The organism is Pseudomonas sp. DL (assembly GCF_047199225.1).
Classification (GTDB): domain Bacteria; phylum Pseudomonadota; class Gammaproteobacteria; order Pseudomonadales; family Pseudomonadaceae; genus Pseudomonas; species Pseudomonas aeruginosa.
The window spans coordinates 528141-549249 of the sequence record NZ_CP178323.1; the positions used below are offsets into that span (position 1 = coordinate 528141).

At 66.0% G+C, this 21109-nt stretch carries 23 protein-coding genes; 10 read left to right on the forward strand and 13 right to left on the reverse strand.

Going from position 1 to position 21109, the window contains the following annotated elements; all coding sequences use genetic code 11:
- Nucleotides 1-242: 242 nt before the first annotated feature.
- Entirely contained in the window at nt 243-1169 is a 927-nt protein-coding gene (locus tag ACI766_RS02395; protein ID WP_003105226.1) for a LysR substrate-binding domain-containing protein, read from the reverse strand.
- A gap of 87 nt (nt 1170-1256) precedes the next feature.
- Between ACI766_RS02395 and ACI766_RS02400 the strand changes: the two genes are divergently transcribed.
- On the forward strand, nt 1257-1733 hold the full coding sequence (locus tag ACI766_RS02400) for a GNAT family N-acetyltransferase (RefSeq protein WP_003084777.1): 477 nt from the start codon (nt 1257-1259) through the stop codon (nt 1731-1733).
- 78 nt (nt 1734-1811) lie between these two features.
- Here ACI766_RS02400 and ACI766_RS02405 read toward each other — a convergent pair whose 3' ends face one another.
- A complete protein-coding gene (locus ACI766_RS02405; RefSeq protein ID WP_003160882.1) occupies nt 1812-2762 on the reverse strand; it encodes a LysR family transcriptional regulator in 951 nt (316 codons plus the stop codon).
- A 103-nt stretch (nt 2763-2865) separates the two neighbouring features.
- Here ACI766_RS02405 and pcaD point away from each other — a divergent pair, with 103 nt between their 5' ends.
- Both pcaD and ACI766_RS02415 read left to right on the forward strand, forming a co-directional pair.
- Complete coding sequence (gene pcaD, locus ACI766_RS02410; protein ID WP_003105224.1) at nt 2866-3663, forward strand: 3-oxoadipate enol-lactonase; 798 nt, start codon at nt 2866-2868, stop codon at nt 3661-3663.
- A 42-nt stretch (nt 3664-3705) separates the two neighbouring features.
- Entirely contained in the window at nt 3706-4149 is a 444-nt protein-coding gene (locus ACI766_RS02415; RefSeq protein WP_003105223.1) for a hypothetical protein, read from the forward strand.
- Between the two features lie 47 nt (nt 4150-4196).
- Here the strand turns inward: ACI766_RS02415 and ACI766_RS02420 are convergent, their stop codons facing one another.
- Nucleotides 4197-6374 carry a malate synthase G gene (locus ACI766_RS02420; protein ID WP_003105217.1) on the reverse strand — a complete coding sequence of 726 codons (2178 nt, stop codon included), beginning with the start codon at nt 6372-6374 and terminating at the stop codon, nt 4197-4199.
- Between the two features lie 305 nt (nt 6375-6679).
- On the opposite strand from ACI766_RS02420, the gene ACI766_RS02425 reads away from it, so the two are divergent.
- A complete protein-coding gene (locus ACI766_RS02425; protein ID WP_003105215.1) occupies nt 6680-7123 on the forward strand; it encodes a GNAT family N-acetyltransferase in 444 nt (147 codons plus the stop codon).
- Between the two features lie 31 nt (nt 7124-7154).
- On the forward strand, nt 7155-7670 hold the full coding sequence (locus ACI766_RS02430) for a glycine cleavage system protein R (protein ID WP_003084789.1): 516 nt from the start codon (nt 7155-7157) through the stop codon (nt 7668-7670).
- Between the two features lie 689 nt (nt 7671-8359).
- Here ACI766_RS02430 and rarD read toward each other — a convergent pair.
- From rarD to ACI766_RS02465, 7 genes are all read right to left on the reverse strand, one after another.
- Nucleotides 8360-9256 (reverse strand): EamA family transporter RarD, encoded by an 897-nt coding sequence (gene rarD / locus ACI766_RS02435; RefSeq protein WP_003103301.1) that lies wholly within the window; start codon nt 9254-9256, stop codon nt 8360-8362.
- Nucleotides 9257-9458: 202 nt separating this feature from the next.
- Complete coding sequence (locus ACI766_RS02440) at nt 9459-10433, reverse strand: serine/threonine protein kinase (protein ID WP_003084794.1); 975 nt, start codon at nt 10431-10433, stop codon at nt 9459-9461.
- A 61-nt stretch (nt 10434-10494) separates the two neighbouring features.
- The gene (locus tag ACI766_RS02445; RefSeq protein WP_003103305.1) at nt 10495-11253 is read right to left on the reverse strand and encodes a TOBE domain-containing protein; all 759 of its coding nucleotides are present in this window, start codon (nt 11251-11253) and stop codon (nt 10495-10497) included.
- Between the two features lie 67 nt (nt 11254-11320).
- On the reverse strand, nt 11321-11641 hold the full coding sequence (locus tag ACI766_RS02450; RefSeq protein WP_003103307.1) for a YfiM family lipoprotein: 321 nt from the start codon (nt 11639-11641) through the stop codon (nt 11321-11323).
- Between the two features lie 41 nt (nt 11642-11682).
- Nucleotides 11683-12408: a ComF family protein gene (locus ACI766_RS02455; protein WP_003117927.1), complete on the reverse strand. Its 726-nt coding sequence runs from the start codon at nt 12406-12408 to the stop codon at nt 11683-11685.
- Nucleotides 12409-12546: 138 nt separating this feature from the next.
- Complete coding sequence (locus ACI766_RS02460) at nt 12547-12840, reverse strand: hypothetical protein (RefSeq protein ID WP_023086814.1); 294 nt, start codon at nt 12838-12840, stop codon at nt 12547-12549.
- Between the two features lie 53 nt (nt 12841-12893).
- Complete coding sequence (locus ACI766_RS02465; RefSeq protein WP_003118849.1) at nt 12894-13820, reverse strand: LysR family transcriptional regulator; 927 nt, start codon at nt 13818-13820, stop codon at nt 12894-12896.
- 117 nt (nt 13821-13937) lie between these two features.
- Here ACI766_RS02465 and ACI766_RS02470 point away from each other — a divergent pair, with 117 nt between their 5' ends.
- The 5 genes from ACI766_RS02470 (at nt 13938) to ACI766_RS02490 (ending at nt 18255) form a co-directional block, all read left to right on the forward strand.
- Nucleotides 13938-14696, forward strand: a complete 759-nt coding sequence (locus tag ACI766_RS02470) for a 5-oxoprolinase subunit PxpA (protein ID WP_003103315.1) — start codon at nt 13938-13940, stop codon at nt 14694-14696.
- A 76-nt stretch (nt 14697-14772) separates the two neighbouring features.
- On the forward strand, nt 14773-15021 hold the full coding sequence (locus ACI766_RS02475; RefSeq protein WP_003084813.1) for an acetyl-CoA carboxylase: 249 nt from the start codon (nt 14773-14775) through the stop codon (nt 15019-15021).
- Between the two features lie 10 nt (nt 15022-15031).
- Entirely contained in the window at nt 15032-16408 is a 1377-nt protein-coding gene (locus ACI766_RS02480; RefSeq protein ID WP_003113254.1) for an acetyl-CoA carboxylase biotin carboxylase subunit, read from the forward strand.
- Between the two features lies 1 nt (nt 16409).
- Nucleotides 16410-17288, forward strand: a complete 879-nt coding sequence (locus ACI766_RS02485; RefSeq protein ID WP_003117928.1) for a 5-oxoprolinase subunit B family protein — start codon at nt 16410-16412, stop codon at nt 17286-17288.
- Entirely contained in the window at nt 17278-18255 is a 978-nt protein-coding gene (locus tag ACI766_RS02490) for a biotin-dependent carboxyltransferase family protein (RefSeq protein WP_003084819.1), read from the forward strand. The genes ACI766_RS02485 and ACI766_RS02490 overlap by 11 nt, the downstream gene beginning before the upstream one ends.
- Nucleotides 18256-18301: 46 nt before the next feature.
- Here ACI766_RS02490 and ACI766_RS02495 read toward each other — a convergent pair whose 3' ends face one another.
- The 3 genes from ACI766_RS02495 to ACI766_RS02505 all read right to left on the reverse strand — a co-directional run bounded on the left by ACI766_RS02495 (nt 18302) and on the right by ACI766_RS02505 (nt 21105).
- Complete coding sequence (locus ACI766_RS02495) at nt 18302-19303, reverse strand: fimbrial protein (protein WP_003117930.1); 1002 nt, start codon at nt 19301-19303, stop codon at nt 18302-18304.
- A gap of 77 nt (nt 19304-19380) precedes the next feature.
- Nucleotides 19381-20388 carry a fimbrial protein gene (locus ACI766_RS02500; protein ID WP_003118851.1) on the reverse strand — a complete coding sequence of 336 codons (1008 nt, stop codon included), beginning with the start codon at nt 20386-20388 and terminating at the stop codon, nt 19381-19383.
- 15 nt (nt 20389-20403) lie between these two features.
- Nucleotides 20404-21105, reverse strand: a complete 702-nt coding sequence (locus ACI766_RS02505; RefSeq protein ID WP_003118852.1) for a molecular chaperone — start codon at nt 21103-21105, stop codon at nt 20404-20406.
- Nucleotides 21106-21109: the final 4 nt, after the last annotated feature.

Consider the following 21109-nt stretch of genomic DNA (forward strand, 5'->3'; position numbering starts at 1 on the left):
TCCTCGACCGAATTTTCCGCGCTCTGCGGAAACCGGCCTTTCGGCGGCAAGCCCCTGAAACCGCTTGGGAAAAAGCTGTCGCTTCGATCAGGTAAGAATTTCGAACCGATTCATAGGCTTATGCGGACGGACGAGGGAGAGGGAAAAAAAGCGGGACGCCAGGAGGTCGCATTGGGAAAATTGTGCACAATAATTGTGCCCAGTGTTACCGCTGCGCCCGTCGACGGTGCGCGGCGCGAAGCTCAGCCCGTCCGGGAAATATCCAGGCCCTTCAACTGCCCGATCATCCACGCATGGGCGTCACGCCCGACATGCTGGACGTGGCTGTAGAGCCGCAGCACGTAGGGCGGAATGTCGAACGGAGCGGGATACAGGGCGAGGCCGGCGGCTTCCGCCAGGGCCCGTGCGGCATGTCGCGGAGCGGTGAGCAGGAAATCGGTGGAGCCTGCCAGGAACAGCGCCGCCAGCACCGTCGGCAGTTGCACCGCCACTTCGCGACGCAGGCCGGAGCGGGCCAGCAGCCGGTCGATCACCCCGCTGTCCTCGTTCCACGGCGTCACCACCGCATGCCGTTCGGCCAGGTAGCCCTCCAGCGTCGGCGCCCCGGCGAGGCGTGGGTGGTCGCGCCGCGCTACCACCACGTAGCGGTCGGCGAACCAGTCATGGGCCTGGATGCCTTCGGGCAGGCGCTCGTGTTCCTCGTCGTAGCCGAGGGCGAAATCGATCCGCCCGCTGGCCAGGGCCTCCACCGACAGCTTGCGTTCCGCATTGACCAGGCGCAGGCGCACTCCGGGCGCGCTGTGCTGCAGGCGGTTCATCAGCGGCGGAAGCAGGGCGAAAGCGGTGTAGTCGGTGGCGGCGAAGACGAAGGTGCGCTGGCTCTGTCCCGGTACGAACGGCCGCCACTCTTCCAGCCCCTCGCCGAGGGCGCGCAGGGCGGCGGCCACCGCAGCGGCCAGGTGCTCGGCACGCTGGGTCGGCTGCATGCGATTGCCCTGGCGCAGGAACAGTTCGTCGTCCAGCCCCTGGCGCAGGCGCCCCAGCGCATGGCTGAAGGCCGAGGCGCTGATCGCCAGTTCGCTGGCTGCGGTGCCGACGTTGCGGTGGCGATACAGGGCGTCGAAGACAAGCAGGAGGTTGAGATCGAGACGGCGCAGCAGGGGATGCATGTTATTCAGTTGCCGATGATAAGAATGCACTTCATGCATCTTAGCAGGCGCACTAGGATGGCCGGATCCCCCACCGGAAGGTTGCCCATGACTCTCGAAATCCGTCCCGCCGTACCGGCCGACGCCGAACAGATCCTTGCCTTCATCATCGAACTGGCCGACTACGAGCGCGCCCGCCATGAGGTGGTCACCGATGTCGAAGGCATCCGCCGCAGCCTGTTCGCCGAAGGCTCGCCGACCCGCGCGCTGATGTGCCTGAGCGAAGGCCGGCCGATCGGCTATGCGGTGTATTTCTACAGCTACTCGACCTGGCTGGGGCGCAACGGCATCTACCTCGAAGACCTCTACGTCACCCCTGAGTACCGTGGCGTCGGCGCCGGTCGCCGGCTGCTCCGCGAGCTGGCCCGCGAGGCCGTGGCCAACGACTGCGGACGCCTGGAGTGGAGCGTGCTGGACTGGAACCAGCCGGCCATCGACTTCTACCGCTCCATCGGCGCGCTGCCGCAGGACGAGTGGGTGCGCTACCGGCTGGATGGCGAGGCGTTGCGCAAGATGGCGGAGTAGCTGGCGGCAAGCCGGCGTTGATGCCGGGGGAGTGCGTGGGGGTAGGGCGAATAGCGCCTGGCGATATCCGCCAGTTTCTCACCGAGGACGCCTGGCGCCTGCCGAGTCATCGCCACCGGTATCCATGCCGCTCTCCCGTAGCGCTGTAGCGTTGTCCCGCAGGAACGCCCACAGGCGTTCCGCTACCGGGCCCTGCGCGCGATCGCGCCGGCGCGCCGCCACCACCTCTTCGCTGCGTCCTGGCAGATGCGGCCCGGCCAGAGCGAGCAGGCGGCCGTCGGCCAGTTCCTCGTCGACCAGGAAGTCCGGCAGGTGCCCCCAGCCGAGGCCCTGGAGGATCACCTCTTTCTTCGTTCGCTGGTCCGGCACGCTGCACTGTCGCGCGCCGGCGAGCATGAAATAGTCCGTCGGCGGAGAATGGCGGGCGCTGTCGCGCATCACACACTGGGCGAAGGGGCGCAGTTGTTCCGGGCGCACCGGTCGCGGCGGAGGATCGCCGAGCAGGCCCGGCGCGATGACCGGGACCAGCCCGACCCTGCACAGGTCGAGCCATTCCAGGCGTGGGTCGGACTTGTCCACGCGATGCAGGATCAGGTCGGCCTCGCCGTCCAGCAGGCGCTCCAGCGGGCCGCTGACGGTTTCGAACAGCAATTGCAGGCGGGTCTGCGGCTGGCTGCCGAAGAACCCTGCGAGCAGCGCCAGGGCCGGGCGCGGCGGGCAGAGGTCGCCCAGTACCACGCGCAGCTCGCTTTCCTCGCCCTGGGCCAGGTGCGCGGCGTGGCCACGCAGCCCTTCCAGTTCGTAGAGCAGGGCCTGGGCACGCTGGTGGAAGGAGCGACCGGCGGCGGTCAGGCCGACCCGGTAGCCGCCCCGTTCCAGCAGCACCAGGCCGAGCTGGCGCTCCAGCCGGGCAACGGCGGCGAACACCGCCGGATGGGAGCGGTGCAGGCGCTGTGCGGCGGCCTGGAAGCCGCCGGCGTCGACCACCGCGTCGAAGCATTGGAGGTCGTGGAGGGTGAAGTCGTGCATGTCAGCTTCCCTGACAGAGTCGTTCCATTCTTTGTAGTTTTTCCCAGGGACCGTCGCAACTAGCCTGGCGTGCATGGCAATCACCCTGACCCCGGAGGCTCCCATGGGCAACCTGTCTTTTCTCGCTACCAGCGACGGCGCCAGCCTCGCCTATCGCCTGGATGGTGCGGCAGAGAAACCGCTGCTGGCGCTCTCCAACTCCATCGGCACCACCCTGCACATGTGGGATGCGCAACTCCCGGCACTGACCCGGCACTTCCGCGTCCTGCGCTACGACGCCCGCGGCCATGGCGCCTCCAGCGTGCCGCCGGGGCCCTACACCCTGGCCCGGCTGGGCGAGGACGTACTGGAGCTGCTCGACGCGCTGGAGGTACGGCGCGCGCATTTCCTCGGCCTGTCCCTGGGCGGGATCGTCGGCCAGTGGCTGGCGCTGCATGCGCCGCAGCGGATCGAGCGGCTGGTGCTGGCCAACACCTCGGCCTGGCTCGGCCCGGCGGCGCAGTGGGACGAGCGCATCGCCGCGGTGCTGCAGGCCGAGGACATGAGCGAGACCGCCGCGGGTTTCCTCGGCAACTGGTTTCCGCCGGCGCTGCTGGAGCGCGCCGAGCCCGTCGTCGAGCGCTTCCGGGCGATGCTCATGGCCACCAACCGGCACGGCCTGGCCGGCTCCTTCGCGGCGGTGCGCGATACCGACCTGCGCGCGCAACTGGCGCGGATCGAGCGGCCGACCCTGGTGATCGCAGGGGCGTACGACACGGTCACCGCCGCCAGCCACGGCGAGCTGATCGCCGCGTCGATTGCCGGGGCCAGGCTGGTTACGCTGCCGGCGGTGCACCTGTCGAACGTCGAGTTCCCGCAGGCGTTCGAAGGCGCGGTGCTGAGCTTTCTCGGCGCAGACTGATTACGCTATCGTCGCGCCTTTTCCCTCGGCGCAGGAGCCGACATGAACGAGCCGGGCAGTTTCATCTGGACGTGGTACGGGCAGGATGAGCATCGATGGGTCCTGCTCAGCGCAGAGGCGTTCCTGGCGCTCGATTTCCTGGCCCTTGACGGTGCCATGCAGAGAGAGACCATCGGCAGTTGCCCGGGCTGCTCTACCTGGTCGGAGAAGGTCGTGCCGTTGCACGAGTGGCTCGAAGGCTGTCCGGGTCACCAGGCCGGGAGTTTTCGCGATGCCTTGAGGCGTGTCTGGGCGCTGTGCAACGAGCTGCCCGAGGAAGCGCTGGGCTGCTTCGACTTCGACATCTATGCCCACCCCGGATGGCAGGCGGTACGTCGAGAGGCCCGGGAGGCGCTGCGGCAGAACGGTTGGGACAGCATCCGTAGCCACGCCGAGGAGCTGCGCGACGACTGTTGGGAGCGTGTGCATGGCTACCCGAAGAAATGAAAAAGCCGCCCCTCGGGGCGGCTTTTCGTTGCGCTGCGGCGAACGGCCTACAGCCCGTTCTTCGCCTTGAACTCACGGCGGCGGCGATGCAGGACCGGCTCGGTATAGCCGTTCGGCTGCCGGGTGCCTTCCACCACCAGCTCCAGGGCGGCCTGGAACGCGACGTTGTCGTCGAAGTTCGGCGCCATCGGCCGGTAGGACGGGTCGCTGGCGTTCTGCCGGTCGACCACCACGGCCATGCGCTTGAGGCTCTCGACCACCTGCTCCTGGCTGATCACGCCGTGACGCAGCCAGTTGGCCAGCAGTTGGCTGGAGATGCGCAGGGTGGCGCGGTCTTCCATCAGACCGACGTCGTTGATGTCCGGCACCTTGGAGCAGCCGACGCCCTGGTCGATCCAGCGGACGACATAGCCGAGGATGCCCTGGGCGTTGTTGTCCACCTCGTTCTTGATCTCTTCCGCGGTCCAGTTGGTGTTCGGCGCCAGCGGAATGGTCAGGATGTCGTCCACCGAGGCCGGGGTGCGCTTGGCCAGCTCGGCCTGGCGGGCGAACACGTCGACCTTGTGGTAATGCAGGGCGTGCAGGGTCGCGGCGGTCGGCGACGGGACCCAGGCGGTGTTGGCGCCGGCCAGCGGATGGCCGATCTTCTGCTCGAGCATGGCGGCCATCAGGTCGGGCATGGCCCACATGCCCTTGCCGATCTGCGCCTTGCCTTGCAGGCCGGTGGCCAGGCCGACGTCGACGTTGTTGTTCTCGTAGGCGCCGATCCACTTCTCCGACTTCATGGCGCCCTTGCGCACCACGGCGCCGGCTTCCATGGAGGTGTGGATCTCGTCGCCGGTGCGGTCGAGGAAGCCGGTGTTGATGAACACCACGCGATCCTTGGCCGCCTTGATGCAGGCCTTCAGGTTCACGGTGGTGCGGCGCTCCTCGTCCATGATGCCGACCTTCAGGGTGTTGCGCGGCAGGCCGAGGACGTCCTCGACGCGGCCGAACAGCTCGTTGGTGAAGGCGGCTTCTTCCGGACCGTGCATCTTCGGCTTGACGATATACACGCTGCCGGTGCGGCTGTTCTTGCGGCTGGTGTTGCCGTTCAGGTCATGAATGGCGATCAGGCTGGTGAACAGACCGTCCTGGATGCCTTCCGGCACTTCGTTGCCGTCCTTGTCGAGGATCGCATCGTTGGTCATCAGGTGGCCGACGTTGCGCACGAACAGCAGCGAGCGGCCGTGCAGGGTCAGTTCGGAACCGTCGGCCCTGGTGTAGACGCGGTCCGGGTTCATGGTGCGGGTGAAGGTGCTGCCGCCCTTGCTGACTTCCTCGGCCAGGTCGCCTTTCATCAGGCCCAGCCAGTTGCGGTAGATCACTACCTTGTCGTCGGCGTCGACCGCGGCGACCGAGTCCTCGCAGTCCATGATGGTGGTGAGGGCGGCTTCCATCAGCACGTCCTTCACGCCTGCGGCATCGGTCTGGCCGACCGGGCTGCTCGGGTCGATCTGGATTTCGAAGTGCAGGCCGTTGTGCTTGAGCAGTACCGCTTGCGGCTTGGCGGCGTCGCCCTGGAAGGCAAGGAACTGGCCAGCATTCTTCAGGCCGGTTTCGCTGCCGTTCTTCAGCGCGACGACCAGCGCGCCGTTCTTCACGCTGTAGGAAGTGGCGTCGACATGGGAGCCGGACTCCAGCGGCGCGGCCTCGTCGAGGAAGGCGCGAGCGAAGGCGATGACCTTGTCGCCGCGAACCTTGTTGTAGCCCTTGCCTTTCTCGGCGCCGCCTTCTTCGCTGATCACGTCGGTGCCGTAGAGTGCGTCGTACAGCGAGCCCCAGCGGGCGTTGGAGGCGTTGAGGGCGAAGCGCGCATTCATCACCGGCACCACCAGCTGCGGGCCGGCCATGCGGGCGATCTCGTCGTCGACGTTCTGGGTGCCGGCCTGGAAGTCTTCCGCCTCGGGCAGCAGGTAGCCGATTTCCTCGAGGAAGGCCTTGTAGGCAGCGGCGTCGTGGGCCTGGCCGGCGCGAGCCTGGTGCCAGCCGTCGATCTTGGCCTGGAGTTCGTCGCGCTTGGCGAGCAGGGCTTTATTCTTCGGCGCCAGGTCGTTGATCACGGCCTCCGCACCGGTCCAGAACGTGTCGGCAGAGACGCCGGTTCCGGGGATGGCTTCGTTGTTCACGAAGTCGAACAGGACTTTGGCGACCTGCAGGCCACCGACTTGAACGCGTTCAGTCATTGTTTGCCTCACTCTGCTCTAGACCAGCTCTGGACCCGGGCCGCACGGCCTTGTAGTCCGAGCCGCGGCATACTACATGATGCTGCGGGAAAAATCAGTGGTTACGCGTCGCGTTACGACTGGATGACGCTTCACGGTCACGTTGGCCAGGCTCAATGTTCGCAAAAAAACTGTACTTTGTTCCAGATAAATCTAAAAACAGTACACGATTTATCGCGAGCCCAACTGCGGCGCGGCGTCGCAGGATGTTTCACTGCGCTGCGAGCGCCTTGCCTATACTCCGGAATCGCCCCAGGAGCCTCGCCATGCCCGTCCATGCCGCATCCCTCGCCGATCTCGCCGACCTGGTTCCGCTGTTTTCCGCCTACCTCGACTTCTACGAAGTGCCGGCGCCGGAAGAGCAGGTTCGCGCATTCCTCGCCGAGCGCCTGCGCCAGGGCGATTCGACCCTGTTCCTGGCCAGGGATGCCGAGGCGCGGGCGCTGGGCTTCGTCCAACTCTATCCGCTGTTCGCCTCCCTGGCGCTACGACCTTCGTGGCTGCTCAGCGATCTCTACGTCCGCCCGGAGGCGCGTCGCCGGGGTGTCGGCGAGGCCCTGATGAACCAGGCCCGGGGTTTCGCCGAAAGCATGGGCGCCTGCGGCCTGCAACTGGAGACGGCGAAGACCAACCACGCCGGGCAGTCGCTCTACGAGCGCCTCGGCTATGTCCGTGACGAACAGTTCTACACTTACTGGCTGCAGCTCTGAACTCCCATTCGTCCCAGCAGGAGGCAAGCTCATGGATCACCTGGTCCTGACCGTGATCGCCACCGACCATCCCGGCCTGGTCGAGCGCATCGCCCAATGCATCGCCTCCCACGGCGGCAACTGGCTGGAAAGCCGCATGTCGCGGATGGCCGGGCAGTTCGCCGGGATACTGCGGGTGGCCGTGCCGGCGGAAGGCTACGACGAACTGGTGGAAGGGCTACAGGGCCTGTCCAGCCACGGTATCCGCGTGCTCCTGGCGGAAAGCGGGATCGAGCCGGTATGCAACTGGAAGCCTATCCACCTCGACCTGGTGGGCAACGACCGCCCCGGTATCGTGCGTGACATCACCCGGCTGCTGGCCGAGCACGGGGTGAACCTGGAGAGCCTGTCCACCGAAGTGCGCCCGGCGCCGATGAGCAGCGAACCGCTGTTCCATGCCGATGCGCTGCTGGCGGTGCCGCTGACCCTGTCGCTGGACACCCTGCGCGAGCGACTGGAAGACCTGGCCGACGACCTGATGGTGGAATTGGTGCTGGACGCGTCCTGAAGTTGTTCAGGAAAGCCGGGGACGGGCCTGTGGAAAAGCCTTGGGTGAAACCCTGAAGCCCAGGCGCCGCGAGGCTTGGAGGTCGTAGCGCGTTTTTTGACCAGCTGCGTTGCGGTTATTCCCAAACCAGGTGGACCAGCCTGTGGGTATTCTGTGTGGATAACCTTGCAGGCCTTTATCCATGGGCGATACAAGGGTTTGGTCGTTTTCTGAGCAGCCTCTCTTGCGCTTTTGCTTGTGGATTAACCTTCGCCGCTATCGTTGCCCCTGTGCACAAATAACGTGGAGCAGTCTGTGGGTAAGCCGGGGAAAAATCCATGCAGGCCTTTATTCATCGGTATTACAGGTATCCGTACGTTTTTTGATCGATGGCTTTTCCGGTTCATCCACAGTTGCTCACAAAAGCCTTGGGCAGCTTTGTGGATAAGCCTTGTGTATATCGTTGTAACCCTTGGTAAGCCTGGCATGCAGCGGTATGCTCAAAGACTGATCAGGCGCTTTGCAGGGCCTCTTCCGAAGAGTTATCCACGTGCCTGCGGAGAGGAGAAGGCAGGTCTATGCACAAAGTGCGTGCATGATCCTGTGGAAAAGCCTGGGGTGGATCGCTGAGCGTCAGTATTGGCGGGGGATAGGAAGGAGTGCGTGTTTTTTCGCCAGGCTTGCGGAGTTCCGCAAGCCTGGGGATAACGTCAGCCCGGCTGGGGAAGGCGGCGCAGGCTGCGCCAGGCGTCGAAGCTGTAGACGGCCAGGGCGAGCCAGATGAAAGCGAAGGCGGTCAGGCGGCTGGAGTCCAGATGCTCGCCGAACAGCAGGATCGCCTGTAGCAGGACCAGCGTCGGCGCCAGGTATTGCAGGAAGCCCAGGGTGGCGTAGGGCAGGTGCCTTGCCGCAGCGTTGAAGCAGACCAGCGGAACCAGCGTCACCGGGCCCGCGGCGACCACCCACAGGGCTTCCGGGGTGCTCCAGAAAGCCGTTTCGCTGGTCGGCCCGTCGGCGAAAAACAGCAACCAGACCAGCGCCAGCGGCAGCAGCAGCCAGGTTTCCACCACCAGTCCGGGCAGCGCGGCGACCGGCGCCTTTTTGCGGATCAGGCCGTAGAAGCCGAAGGTCAGGGCCAGCACCAGCGACACCCAGGGCAGGCTGCCGAGTTGCCAGACCTGCTGCGCCACGCCCAGCGAAGCCAGGGCCACCGCCAGCCATTGCAGGGGACGCAGGCGTTCCTTGAGCAGCAACATGCCGAGCATCACGTTGATCAGCGGATTGATGTAGTAGCCCAGGCTGGCTTCCAGCATGTGGCCGTTGTTCACCGCCCAGACATAGGTCATCCAGTTGCTGGCGATCAGCAGTCCGCTGGCGGCCAGCACGACGAAGCGCTGCGGATTCTGGCGCAGCTCGCGCCACCAGCCCGGGTGCTTCCAGAACAGCAGCAGGACGGCGCCGAACAGGGCCGACCAGACCGCGCGCTGGACGATGATTTCCACCGCGGGAATGCGTTCGAGCAGTTTGAAGTAGAGCGGGAACAGTCCCCAGATCACATAAGCCGTCAGGCCGAGGACATAGCCCCGACGGAGGTTGGCGGTCGCCATGGAGAATCCTTGAAACGTCAGGCAGGTAAGAATGGCCGTGCACGGTATGCACGCGCGGATGACCTGTGAATTCTAGTAGGGGGGTGGCGAGCTTGTCTGCGCACAGTTCCCGCGGAAAAGCACCGGCACACTTGCCGTTCCCTCGCCTGCCCCGCGGCGGGACGGATAGCGCCGCGCGCCATTCGCCCCGTCCGCAGGAGGCTCAGAACAGTCGCAGCGGTTCCTCGTCCAGCGCCGCCAGTTGTTCGCGCAGCACCAGCACCTGCTCGCCCCAGTAACGTTCGCTGCCGAACCAGGGGAAGCTCGGCGGGAACGCCGGGTCGTCCCAGCGCCGCGCGAGCCAGGCGCTGTAGTGCATCAGGCGGAGGCTGCGCAGGCCTTCGAGCAGCGGTAGCTGGCGCGGGTCGAAGTCGTGGAACTCGTTGTAGCCGTCGACCAGTTCGGCAATCTGCGCCAGGCGTTCGTGGCGCTCGCCGGCGAGCATCATCCACAGGTCCTGGAGGGCCGGGCCCATGCGGCAGTCGTCGAGATCGACCATATGGTAGACCTCGTCGCGGCACAGCAGGTTGCCCGGATGGCAGTCGCCGTGCAGGCGGATCGGCTGGTAGGGCACCTCGGCGAACAGGGCGTCGAGGCGTTTCAGCAGGTCGCGGGCGACCGACTCGTAGGCCGGCAGCAGGCTCCTGGGGATGAAATTGCCTTCCAGCAGGGTGGCCAGCGAGGCGTGGCCGAAGTTATCCACAGCGAGCGCCTCGCGGTGCTCGAACGGCCGCGTGGCGCCGACCGCGTGCAGGCGGCCGAGCAACTGGCCGAGGCGGTAGAGCTGGTCGAGATTGCCCGGCTCGGGCGCGCGCCCGCCGCGCCGCGGGAACAGGGCGAAGCGGAAGCCGGAGAATGCGAACAGGCTTTCGCCGTCGCGCGACAGCGGCGCCACCACCGGCACCTCGCATTCCGCCAGCTCGGCGGAGAAGGCGTGCTCCTCGCGGATCGCCGCGTCGCTCCAGCGGTCCGGTCGGTAGAACTTGGCGATCAGCGGCTCGCCGTCCTCGATGCCGACCTGGTACACGCGGTTTTCGTAGCTGTTGAGCGCCAGCACCCGTGCGTCGCTGAGATAGCCGAGGCTTTCCACGGCATCCAGGACGAGGTCGGGGGTCAGTTGGTCGAAGGGATGGGACATGACGGGGCATCCAAGGCTCGAAAGACCCCTAGTGTACGCAAGCCGGCGCGGGCCGGCAGGTTCACAGCGGCGTGCCGAGCAGGACCTGGGCTGGATCGAAGGAGGCGATCACCTTCTGGCCCTTCTTCAGCCCCAGGCTGGCCAGGCGTTCGCCGGACAGCAGCGCGCAGAGGGTAAGACCGCTGCCCAGGGCGATGCGCACCTCGCTGGGACCGGCCTTGGCCGCGAGGATTTCCTCCAGGGTGCCTTGCAACTGGTTCGGCTGGTCCTCGCGCGGTTCCAGCCCGACGTCCAGCCAGCCGGCCTTGATCAGCGCCAGTACCGGGCGGCCGCGACCGAGTTCGAGTTGCTCGGTGCTGGCGCGGGTGATCAGCGCCTCGATGCGTTGCTGGCCTGGCAGCTCGATGGCGATGCGGTCGTGGAAGCCTTCGCCATGGATCGACAGGACCCGCCCGTGCAATTGGTTGCGTGCGCTGGTGCGGAGCATCAGGCGGCCGATCAGGTTGAGGTCCTCGGCGTCTTCCGCGGCCTGCAACACCTGCGCTTGCAAGGCTTCCAGGCGCCGGTAGAGAGCCAGCAGGCGTTCGCCCTCGGCGGTCAGCCGGGCGCCGCCGCCGCCCTTGCCGCCGACGCTACGCTCGACCAGCGGACGCTCGGCCAGGTTGTTCAGTTCGTCGATGGCGTCCCAGGCGCCCTTGTAGCTGATGCCCACGGCCTTCGCCGCACGGGTGATGGAGCCCAGTTCGGCGATCTGCGCGAGCAGGGCGATGCGTTGCGGGCGACGGGTGACGTGCTGGGCGAGAGTGGAGAGTGCGGACATGGAGGCTTCGCTATGAGCGGACGTATACGGCGAAGGCTCCAACAGCCATGGGCAAAACGCAAGGGCGTCACTCGGCGGCCTGGTAGAGACCGTAGCCGGCGGCGGCGCCGGCCAGGTCCCAGGCGAGGTCCTTCCAGCTCCAGCCGCTGCCGGCGGAACGGCTGTCGTAGAACTCCTTGCCGACGCCGAAGGCGAGCGAGAAGCTCAGGCCGAAGCGTGCCTGGCGAGCGCCGCGCAGGCCGCGGTCGTGGGCCATCTGCATGCCCGCCGCGGCAAGGGCCGCGGAACTGGCGAAATGCAGGGCCTTGTCTTCGCCCAGCCAGTCGTCTTCGGCGAAATGGCTGCAACCGCCGAGCAACAGGCAGGCCGCGACCAGCAGTGCGCGCATGGATCCTCTCCCGTATCGGTTGCGCGGCAGTTTAGCCCAGCTCAGCCGGGCTTCGGCGTGCGCGCCAGGCAGTAGACGTCGACCCGCGCGGCGCCCGCCCGGCGCAACAGGCGGGAAAGGCGCTCGGCGGTGGCCCCGGTGGTGAGCACGTCGTCCACCAGTGCCAGGTGCAGCCCGCGAACATCGCTGGCGGGCGCCAGGGCGAAGGCGTGGCGCAGGTTGCGCCGCCGCACCGTCGCGTCCAGCCCCTGCTGGGCCGGAGTATCCAGCACTCGCCGCAGGCTGTGCGGATCGCAGCGCAGGTCCAGCTCGCCAGCCAGTCGCTCAGCGAGCTGTTGCGCCTGGTTGAAGCCGCGACGACGTTCGCGCCGAGGCGCCAGCGGGACCGGCAGCAGGCGTGCCGGGCGCGGCAGGCCTTCGGCGTAGCGTTGCCGCAGGTGTTCCGCCAGCAACTCGCCGAGCAGCCGCCCCAGCGGCCAGGCCGCCTGGTGCTTGAAGCGGTTGATCAGGCTGTCGAGCGGAAAGGCGTAGCGCCAGGGCGCGATCGCCTGTTCATAGGCCGGCGGGCGGCGCAGGCACTCGCCGCACACCTGGCCGTCCAGCGGCAGGGGTAGGGCGCAGCGCCGGCACTGCTGGCGCGACCAGGGCAGGTCGGCGGCACAGGCGCGGCACAGCGGGCGGGCCGGCTGGTCGCTGCGGGCGGCGCAGAGCAGGCAGGCCGGCGGCGGCAAAAGCCAGCGCGTGAGAGGACGAAGCGGGAACGACATGGCGGGACTTCCTGGCGGATGTCGCACCATGCAACCGCAGGCGCGCGCCGCCGACCAGCCGTTGCCAGCGGGTTCGGAACTCGCCTGTGGATAACCGAAACCTTCCTTCGCTCCTTGCGGAAACGGCCGACACGTGGATCAGTGGATGAGCCAGCTCATGACGATCAGGCCGAGCACCGTCCAGATCACCCCGCCGACTATCGAGCGGCGCAAGAAGGCGCGTATACCGCTGTAGAGCAGCAACAGGCCGAGCACCAGGAAGACGAAGCTGAACAGCGATGCGTCCATGCCGATGGCCCTGGCCAGGCCGTGGAGGAAGTCGTCCATGGCGCCCCAGATGCCGCCCAGCAGGCCGGAGAGCAGGTCCACCACGAAGCGGATCGCCCTGCCCAGCATCTCGCCCAGTCCGTCGAAAAAGCCTTCTGTACCCATGAGTGTCCTGTCCTGAGTGTTCCCAGCGTTGGATCAGAGATTAGCCGCCGGGTTCAGCGCCGGCTGCTGCTTTGCTGCGGAGCGAGGAACGACTGGCGGAAGTATTCGCGGAACGCGCGCATCCCGGCGCTCGCTTCGGTGTCGCGGCGCCAGGCCAGGCCGACGCTCATCGACGGCACCGGGTCGACCAGCGATAGCGTCTCGATGCGTTTGCCTTCCAGCGACCAGGGCCGGTACACCAGGTCGGAGAGGATGGCCACGCCGGAGCCGTTGGCGACCATGCTGCGCACCGCTTCCACCGAACTGGTATGGAGGATCACCTGTGGCCGGTGTCCGCTCTGTTGCCAGTAGCGCAGCGCGCTCTGCCCGGCCTCGTCGACGGTGAGCATGATGTAGGGCTCGCCGGCCACGTCGGCAAGGCCCAGGTCGGCCTTCTCGCCCAGCGGATGGCGGCTGGGCAGCCACAACCGGCGCTCGGAGTTGAACAGGGTTTCGGCGGCGATCCCGGGCTCGGTGAGATTGCCGGTGAGCAGCACGGCGATGTCGTAGCGACCGTCGAGGAGGCCGCGCTCGATGCTGGCGCGCTCGTCCTCGAACAGTTGTAGCTCCAGTTCCGGGTACCACTGCGCCAGGCGTTGCAGGTGGTGGGGGAGGAAATAGCCCATCACGGTATAGCTGGCGGCGACCTTCAGGGTGCCTTCGACCCGGGTGTCCGGTTGCGGGCTGTTGAGCGCGTCGTCGACGCTGCGCTGGATCGAATAGGCGTGGTTGAGGAAGTGCCGGCCGCTGTCGGTCAGGTTCATGCCCTGGGCCGTGCGGGTGAACAGGGCGACGCCGAGCATGCCCTCCAGTTCCTGGATCGCGCTGGTCACCGCCGACTGCGAGATGTTCAGGTGGATGGCGGCCTGGGATATCTGGCCGAACTCGGCGGTGGCGATGAAGTAGCGAACCTGGCGGAGGGTCAGGGCCATGGGGAGCATCCGGAGGAGGTATCTGTTTTTCAGAAACCAGTCTATCGAATAATAAATCTACCCAATACCTTTCCCGGCTTTTACCGTGGCTCCATCCAACAACAAGACAGATGAGGCCTGCGGGCAATGACTGAAGTCGACCTCAATTCCGACATGGGCGAAGGCTTCGGCCCATGGACCATCGGCGATGGCGTGGACGCGGCGATCATGCCGCTGATCAGCAGCGCCAACATCGCCACCGGTTTCCATGCCGGCGACCCGAGCAGCATGCGCCGCACCGTGGAGATGGCCGCCGAGCATGGCGTGGCCATCGGCGCCCATCCGGGCTTCCGCGACCTGGTCGGCTTCGGGCGTCGGCACATCGCCGCGCCGGCCATCGAGCTGGTCAACGACATGCTCTACCAGCTTGGCGCACTGCGCGAATTCGCCCGGCTGCAGGGCCTGTCGCTGCAACACGTCAAGCCCCACGGCGCGCTCTACATGCACCTGGCGCGGGACGAGGTCGCCGCGCGCCTGTTCGTCGAGACCCTGCAACGCCTGGAACCGGAACTGCTGCTCTATTGCATGCCCGGTTCGGCCACCTGGCGCATCGGCCGGGAACTGGGCCAGCCGCTGGTGCGCGAGTTCTACGCCGACCGCGACTACGACCGCAGCGGCTCCATCGTCTTCACCCGGCGGGTCGCCGCCCTCGATCCGCAGCAGGTCGCCGACAAGGTCCTGCGCGCCTGCCGCGAGGGCAAGGTGCGCACCGTCGAGGGCGAGGACCTCGACATCGCCTTCGACTCGGTGTGCATCCACAGCGATACCCCCGGTGCCCTGGAGCTGGTCGCCAGCACCCGTGCGCGCCTGGAGGGCGCCGGCATCCGCATCAAGGCGCCGCGTTGAGCACCGCTCGCCTCGGCGAGCCTCGCGACAAGCTTTTCTGCCATTTCCTACAACGTTCGAATAATGAGGATTCGTCATGGCCGAACATAACGTGCAGTCCCCCTTGCCCGGCACCTTCTATCGCAAGGCCAGCCCCGACGCGCCGCCCTACGCGGAGGTCGGGCAGGCGGTCGAGGCCGGCAGCGTGATCGGGCTGATAGAGGTGATGAAGCAGTTTTCCGAAGTGCAGGCCGGGCAGGCCGGCATACTCCAGGCGTTCCACGTGGAAGATGGCGAGGCCATCGAGCCGGGCCAGGTGCTGGCGGTGATCGCCAGCGCTACCTGAGGAGGATGCCATGCACAAGCGACTGAACAAGCTGCTGGTGGCCAATCGCGGCGAGATCGCCGTGCGCATCATCCGCGCCGCGCAGGCACTGGGCATTCCCACGGTAGCGGTGTGCAGCGAGGCGGATCGCGATTCGCTGGCCGCGCGGCTGGCCGATGAGGTACGCCTGATCGGCCCTGCGCGGGCCGACCGGAGCTACCTGGATATCGAGGCGATTCTCATGGCGGCGCGGGAAACCGGTGCCGACTCGATCCATCCCGGCTACGGTTTCCTCTCCGAGAACCCCGCCTTCGCCGAAGCGGTGCAGGCGGCCGGCCTGGTCTTCGTCGGTCCGGAGGCGCAGACCATCCGCCGCATGGGCGACAAGGCCGAGGCGCGGCGTACCGCGATGGCCGCCGGGGTGCCGGTGGTGCCGGGCTCGCCCGGCGAGCTGGGCGACCTCGACGCGGCGCTGGCTTGCGCCGAAGAGGTCGGCTATCCGCTGCTGGTCAAGGCCTCCGCCGGCGGCGGCGGGCGTGGCATCCGTATCGCCCACGACGCCGACGAACTGCGTCGGGAATTCCCCATCGCCCAGCGCGAGGCGCAGGCCGCCTTCGGTTCGCCGGCGGTGTACCTGGAGCGCTTCATCCGCCAGGCACGGCACATCGAAGTGCAGATCCTCGGCGATGGCGAGCGCGCGGTGCATCTGTTCGAACGCGAATGCTCGCTGCAGCGGCGGCGCCAGAAGGTCTTCGAGGAGGCACCTTCGGCGGCGCTGGACGGCGCGCAGCGCCAGGCCCTCTGCGAGAGCGCGGTGCGCCTGGCGCAGAGTCTCGGCTATCGTGGCGCGGGCACCCTGGAATACCTGTTCGACGCGCACAGCGGCGAGTTCTTCTTCATCGAGATGAACACCCGTATCCAGGTCGAGCATCCGGTCAGCGAGATGGTCACCGGCATCGACCTGGTCCAGGCCATGCTGCGCATCGCCGCCGGCGAGGCGCTGCCCTGGCGCCAGGAGGACATTCGCCTGAACGGCGCGGCGCTGGAGATGCGGATCAACGCCGAAGACCCGGCGCGCAATTTCTTCCCCAGCCCCGGCACCGTGGAGCGCCTGGAATGGCCGCAGGGCGAGGGCGTGCGAGTGGACAGCCACCTGTATCCCGGCTACCGGGTGCCGCCGTACTACGATTCGTTGCTGGCCAAGCTGATCGTCCATGGTCGCGACCGCGACGAAGCGTTCGCCCGCGCGCGCCAGGCGCTGGAGCGCACCGTGCTGGCCGGCATGGCCACTACCCTGCCGCTGCACCGCTGGCTGCTCGCCGATGCGCGGGTACAGGCCGCGCAGTTCGATACCGCTACCCTGGAAACCTGGCTCGCCGAGCGGACCGCCGCCGCGCAGGAGGTTTGAGATGCACGCCAACATCCGCTACAGCTTCGGCGGCGACGAGCACCTGTTCGCCGAGGTCGCCGAAGCCATGTCGCTGGAAGCCTTCTTTCGCGGCATGGCGATCACCCGCGCGATCGAGGCCCTGCAATTGCCCGGGGTGCTCGACGTGTGCCTGGCCAACGCCTCGTTCCAGGTCCGCTTCGACCCCGACCGGCTGGCCCCGCAGGCGCTGCTGGAGACCGTGCGCGGCCTGGAAGCCGAGGCGGTCGCCGCGCGCAGCATCGAGACGCGTATCGTCGAAGTGCCGGTGTTGTACAACGATCCCTGGACCCACGAGACCCTGATGCGCTTCCGCGACCGTCACCAGGACCCGGACTCCACCGACCTCGAGTACGCCGCGCGGATCAACGGCTACGCCGACGTGCAGGCGTTCATCCAGGCGCACAGCGGCACGCCGTGGTTCGTCTCGATGGTCGGTTTCGTCGCCGGCCTGCCGTTCATGTACCAGATGGTCGAGCGCGAACGGCAGTTGCAGGTGCCCAAGTACCTGCGTCCGCGCATCGACACGCCGAAGCTGACCCTCGGCCACGGCGGTTGCTTCGGCTGCATCTATTCGGTGCGCGGTGCCGGCGGCTATCAGATGTTCGGCGTGACTCCGGCGCCGATCTTCGATCCCCGCCAGGGCCTGCCCTATCTCGAGGAATCTATGGTGTTCTTCCGCGCTGGCGACATCGTCCAGTTCCGCCCCATCGAGCGGACCGAGTACGAGCGCATGGCGGCCGAAGTCGAATCGGGCACATTCGACCTGCGCATCCGTCCGGTGAGTTTCGATCTCGACGCGTTCCTCGCCGATCCGCGAGGCTGCACGCAACATCTGCAGGAGGTACTGCATGTCGATTAAGGTGCTCAAGCCCGGCCTCGCCACCTCGGTGCAGGACGCCGGCCGCGAAGGCCACTATCACCTGGGCATCCCGCCGTCCGGCGCGCTCGACCAGTATGCCCTGCGCGCTGCCAACTTGCTGGTGGGCAACGCACCGACCGCCGCCGTGTTGGAGTGCGCGTTGCTGGGGCCGCAGCTGGAGTTCCAGCGCGACGCCCTGGTGGCCGTGTGCGGGGCGCGCATGACGCCTCGTCTGGAGGGCGCGGAGATGCCGCTGGATACTTCCTTCCGGGTTCGCGCCGGCCAGGTCCTGGGGTTCGATTTCATCCGTGCCGGCGCCCGTGGCTATCTCGCCATCGACGGCGGCATCGCGGTGCCCGAGGTGCTGGGCAGCCGTTCGACCTACGGTCTGGGGGCGATCGGTGGCTTGCAGGGACGACGGCTGGCGGAGGGCGACCTGCTGCCCCTGGGGCCTGCCTCGCCCTCTGCCGTGGAGGGCTTGGCGCTGCCGCGTTCGCTGCAGGTGGAGGTCGGCGGCGAGGTGAGCTTGCGGGTAGTTCCCGGACTCTACGTCCATCGCCTGACCCCCGACGCGGTCGAGCGTTTCTTCGCCGAGACCTGGACCGTCGGTTCGGAGGCGGACCGCACCGGCTACCGCTTCAAGGGCGGCACGGCGCTCCGGTTCGAGCCGCGCGAACAGCCATTCGGCGCAGGCTCGGACCCGTCCAACATCGTCGACGCCTGCTATCCCATCGGCTCGATCCAGGTACCGGGCGGGCTCGAACCCATCGTCCTGCATCGCGATGCGGTGTCCGGTGGGGGATATGCCACGCTGGGCACGGTGATCAGCCCCGACCTGAACCGGCTGGCGCAGATGCAACCGAACCAGAAGGCGCGTTTCGTCGCCGTCAGCCTGGAGGAAGGTCTCGAGGCGCGTCGCCGTTACAACTGGCAAGTGCAACGACTCCAGCACTTCTTCCTGCGCTGAGTCGTCGATACCGGGCCGCTTCGGTCTGCGAAGCGGCCCCGGGCGGTCACTTGTAGTAGACCTCTATCGCGGCGGTGGCGTTGAAGGGGCCTGGCGTTGGAGTGCCCGTCATCCACCTCACCTGGGCGAGGAAGTTTCTTATGACCACCAATTGGTTCTGGCTATTGGGCACCAGTACGAACTCCTTGCCGATATCGATGATGCTGCGGTCTTCCTGCTTGAGAAGTCGGATTCCCACGGACTTGTTGTTGTTATCCAAAAGAGTGTCCGAACCCCACAGGGAGGTGTTGCCGGAGGGGAGGAACATCGCGTTCAGGCCATAGGCGCTGCTGCAGTTCTTATTGGCGGTGACGCTGAACGGAAGTTCCTTGAGGATCTGGTCCCGGCTGGCGAAATAGGCCTGCAGGCTTTGGAAGTCGACGGTTTTCGGAGAAAGGCTGATTGTGGACGCGCAGGCGACGTAGCGAAGGTTATTCAAGCCGTGGAGGGTCATGCGGAAGTTGTACCCCCCTATGTTATTGATAGCGCTCTCGCCATCGAACTGGAAAATCGGGTAGGCGTTTACCCCTGTGATAGGACCTTCCTTACCGGTACTGGGACCTGCCCGCTTGGAGAGAAAGAAGTTGAAGTTGACGGTCATCTTCTTCGCCCTGCCTTCGCAACCTCGTCCCGTCCAGCAACCATCGAAGTGCATGCCGATCTCCTTTCGGCACTTGTCGAGTGTCGAGCAGCGCAGGTCTTCGCCGTTCAGGTTGATGCCCACCTCCAGGTCCGAACCCAGCGCGCCCTGACCGGTTGGACTCAGGTAGAAATAGACCTGCTCTGGCCCCCAGTCGCGATCCTGGAAGCAAGTGATCGATATGGAGTAGTTCGGAGACCGCCAGAGTACGGTGTCCTTGGGGAGGACCGATGGAACAGCGATGCTCGTATCGATGTAGACATAATCTTCGGTTTGCTTGTTGTCCGATTTCCAGCACATCAAGGCGAAGCTTTTCTGCGACAGGACGAGCAGCATTGCGACAAGCATGTAACGGATGAAGGCATTCATGGGGTTCTTCTGCAGGTTGTTAATCGATTCTTGTTTTTGCAGAGCATGCCGCGCCTGTTGCAGGTGCGGCCTAGCGGTCACTTGTAATAGACCTCTATCGCGGCGGTGGCGTTGAACGGGCCTAGAATGGGTCTGCTCGTCATCCACCTCAGTTGGGCGAGAAAGTTCTTCGTCACCGTCGTCTGGGTTGGGGCGTAGGGAATGAACTCGAACTCCTTACCGATACTGATGACGCTGCGATCCTCATTGAGGAGCCTGATGCCCACTGTTGGATTGTCCTTGGCCAGCAACGTATCCGTGCTCGACAGGGTGGTATTGCTGGCGGGAATGAACATAGCGTTCAGGCCATAGGCGCTGTTGCAGCTCTTATTGGCGGTGATGCTGAAGGGAAGTTCTTTGATGACCAGATTCTGTGCGGCAAATTGCGATTGCAGTATCTGGAAGTTGAGGGTCTTTGGAGAAATGCTTAGCGTGGAGGTGCAGGCGACGTAGCGGAGGTTGTTCATGCCAAGGGCATACATACGTAGGTTCCGGCCCCCCAGGTTGTTGATGCCTCCCACTCCATCGAACTGGAACAGTGCGTAGGAGTTTACGCCCGTGATGGGACCTTCCTTGCCGGGAGTGGGGGCGGCGAGTTTGGAGAGGAAGATCTGGAAACGGACCTGCTTGGTCTGAGCCATGCCTTCGCATCCCCCCCGTCCTCCTGTCCAGCAACCATCGAAATGCATGCCTATCTTCTGCCGGCAGCCGGGGAGCGAGGAACAACGGAGGTCCTCGCCGTTCAGGTTGATGCCCACCTCCAGGTCCGAGCCCAATGCGCCCTGGCCGTCCGGACTGAGATAGAAATAGACGTCCTCAGGTCCGGTGTTTTCGCGCTCCTGGTAACACCTGACGGAGAAATCGTAGGTTGGAGAGCGCCAGAGCACGGTGTCCTTGGGCAGAGCCGAAGGCACGGCGATGCTCGTGTCGATGTTGACATAGTCGATCGTTGCCTTGTTGTCCGCTCTTTCGCAGGTCAGCGCATAACCTTTCTGCGCCAACGCAACCAGCATTCCCACAAGTAGTGTTCGGGTAATTGCATTCATGGTGTATTCCGGGCCTCATGGGTGTTTGGCGTTGGTCTCTACGCCTGATTTCAATGCGCCGTGATAAGGGTGGAGGTTCCCTCCGTCGCTGACGATCGCGTAACGCACTTTGTCGGGATGGCAGGCGGCGATGTCGAACTGGTGATTGGAGAAGGGCGCCAGCATCAGGTGTTCGATGGCTTCGCCGCAGCTCCGCTCCGATGCGTCGAGGAACTCCAACTGGCTGAAGGTGATGTGGTAGGGCGAAGGATTGTGTGCCTTCGGATTGCCGCTGGTGCCGAGCGTCCACGTCACGCCCTCGTTCGCCTGCTCGACGGTGGCTTCCAGGGGCGGCCGATAGAACAGCTTGAAGCGATGGCGTAGGGCGATCTGCAGGGTCTCGGGAGTACTGGGCGCGTGCGGCACGTCCAGCACGCTCAACAGCAGGTAGGTCTCGCGGTCGGTGGGCAGGCCCTGGCCCTGGTAGAGCACCTCCACCTTGGCCCGCTGGCCGGCGCCCAGGCGGAGCAGCGGCCTGGACACGGCGAAGGGCAGCGCCTGCCCCTTGCCGTCGGTACCCCAATCCAGGGAGATTTCCGCCAGGGCCGGCTCCTTGCCCTCGTTGACCAGCGTGATCGGCAGGCGCTTGCCTTTCATCACGAAACGGTTCTGGCCGTCGAACGAGAGATCGGCATGGGCGGACATGCACAGCCAGGCGAATATCGATGCAAGAACCATCCGA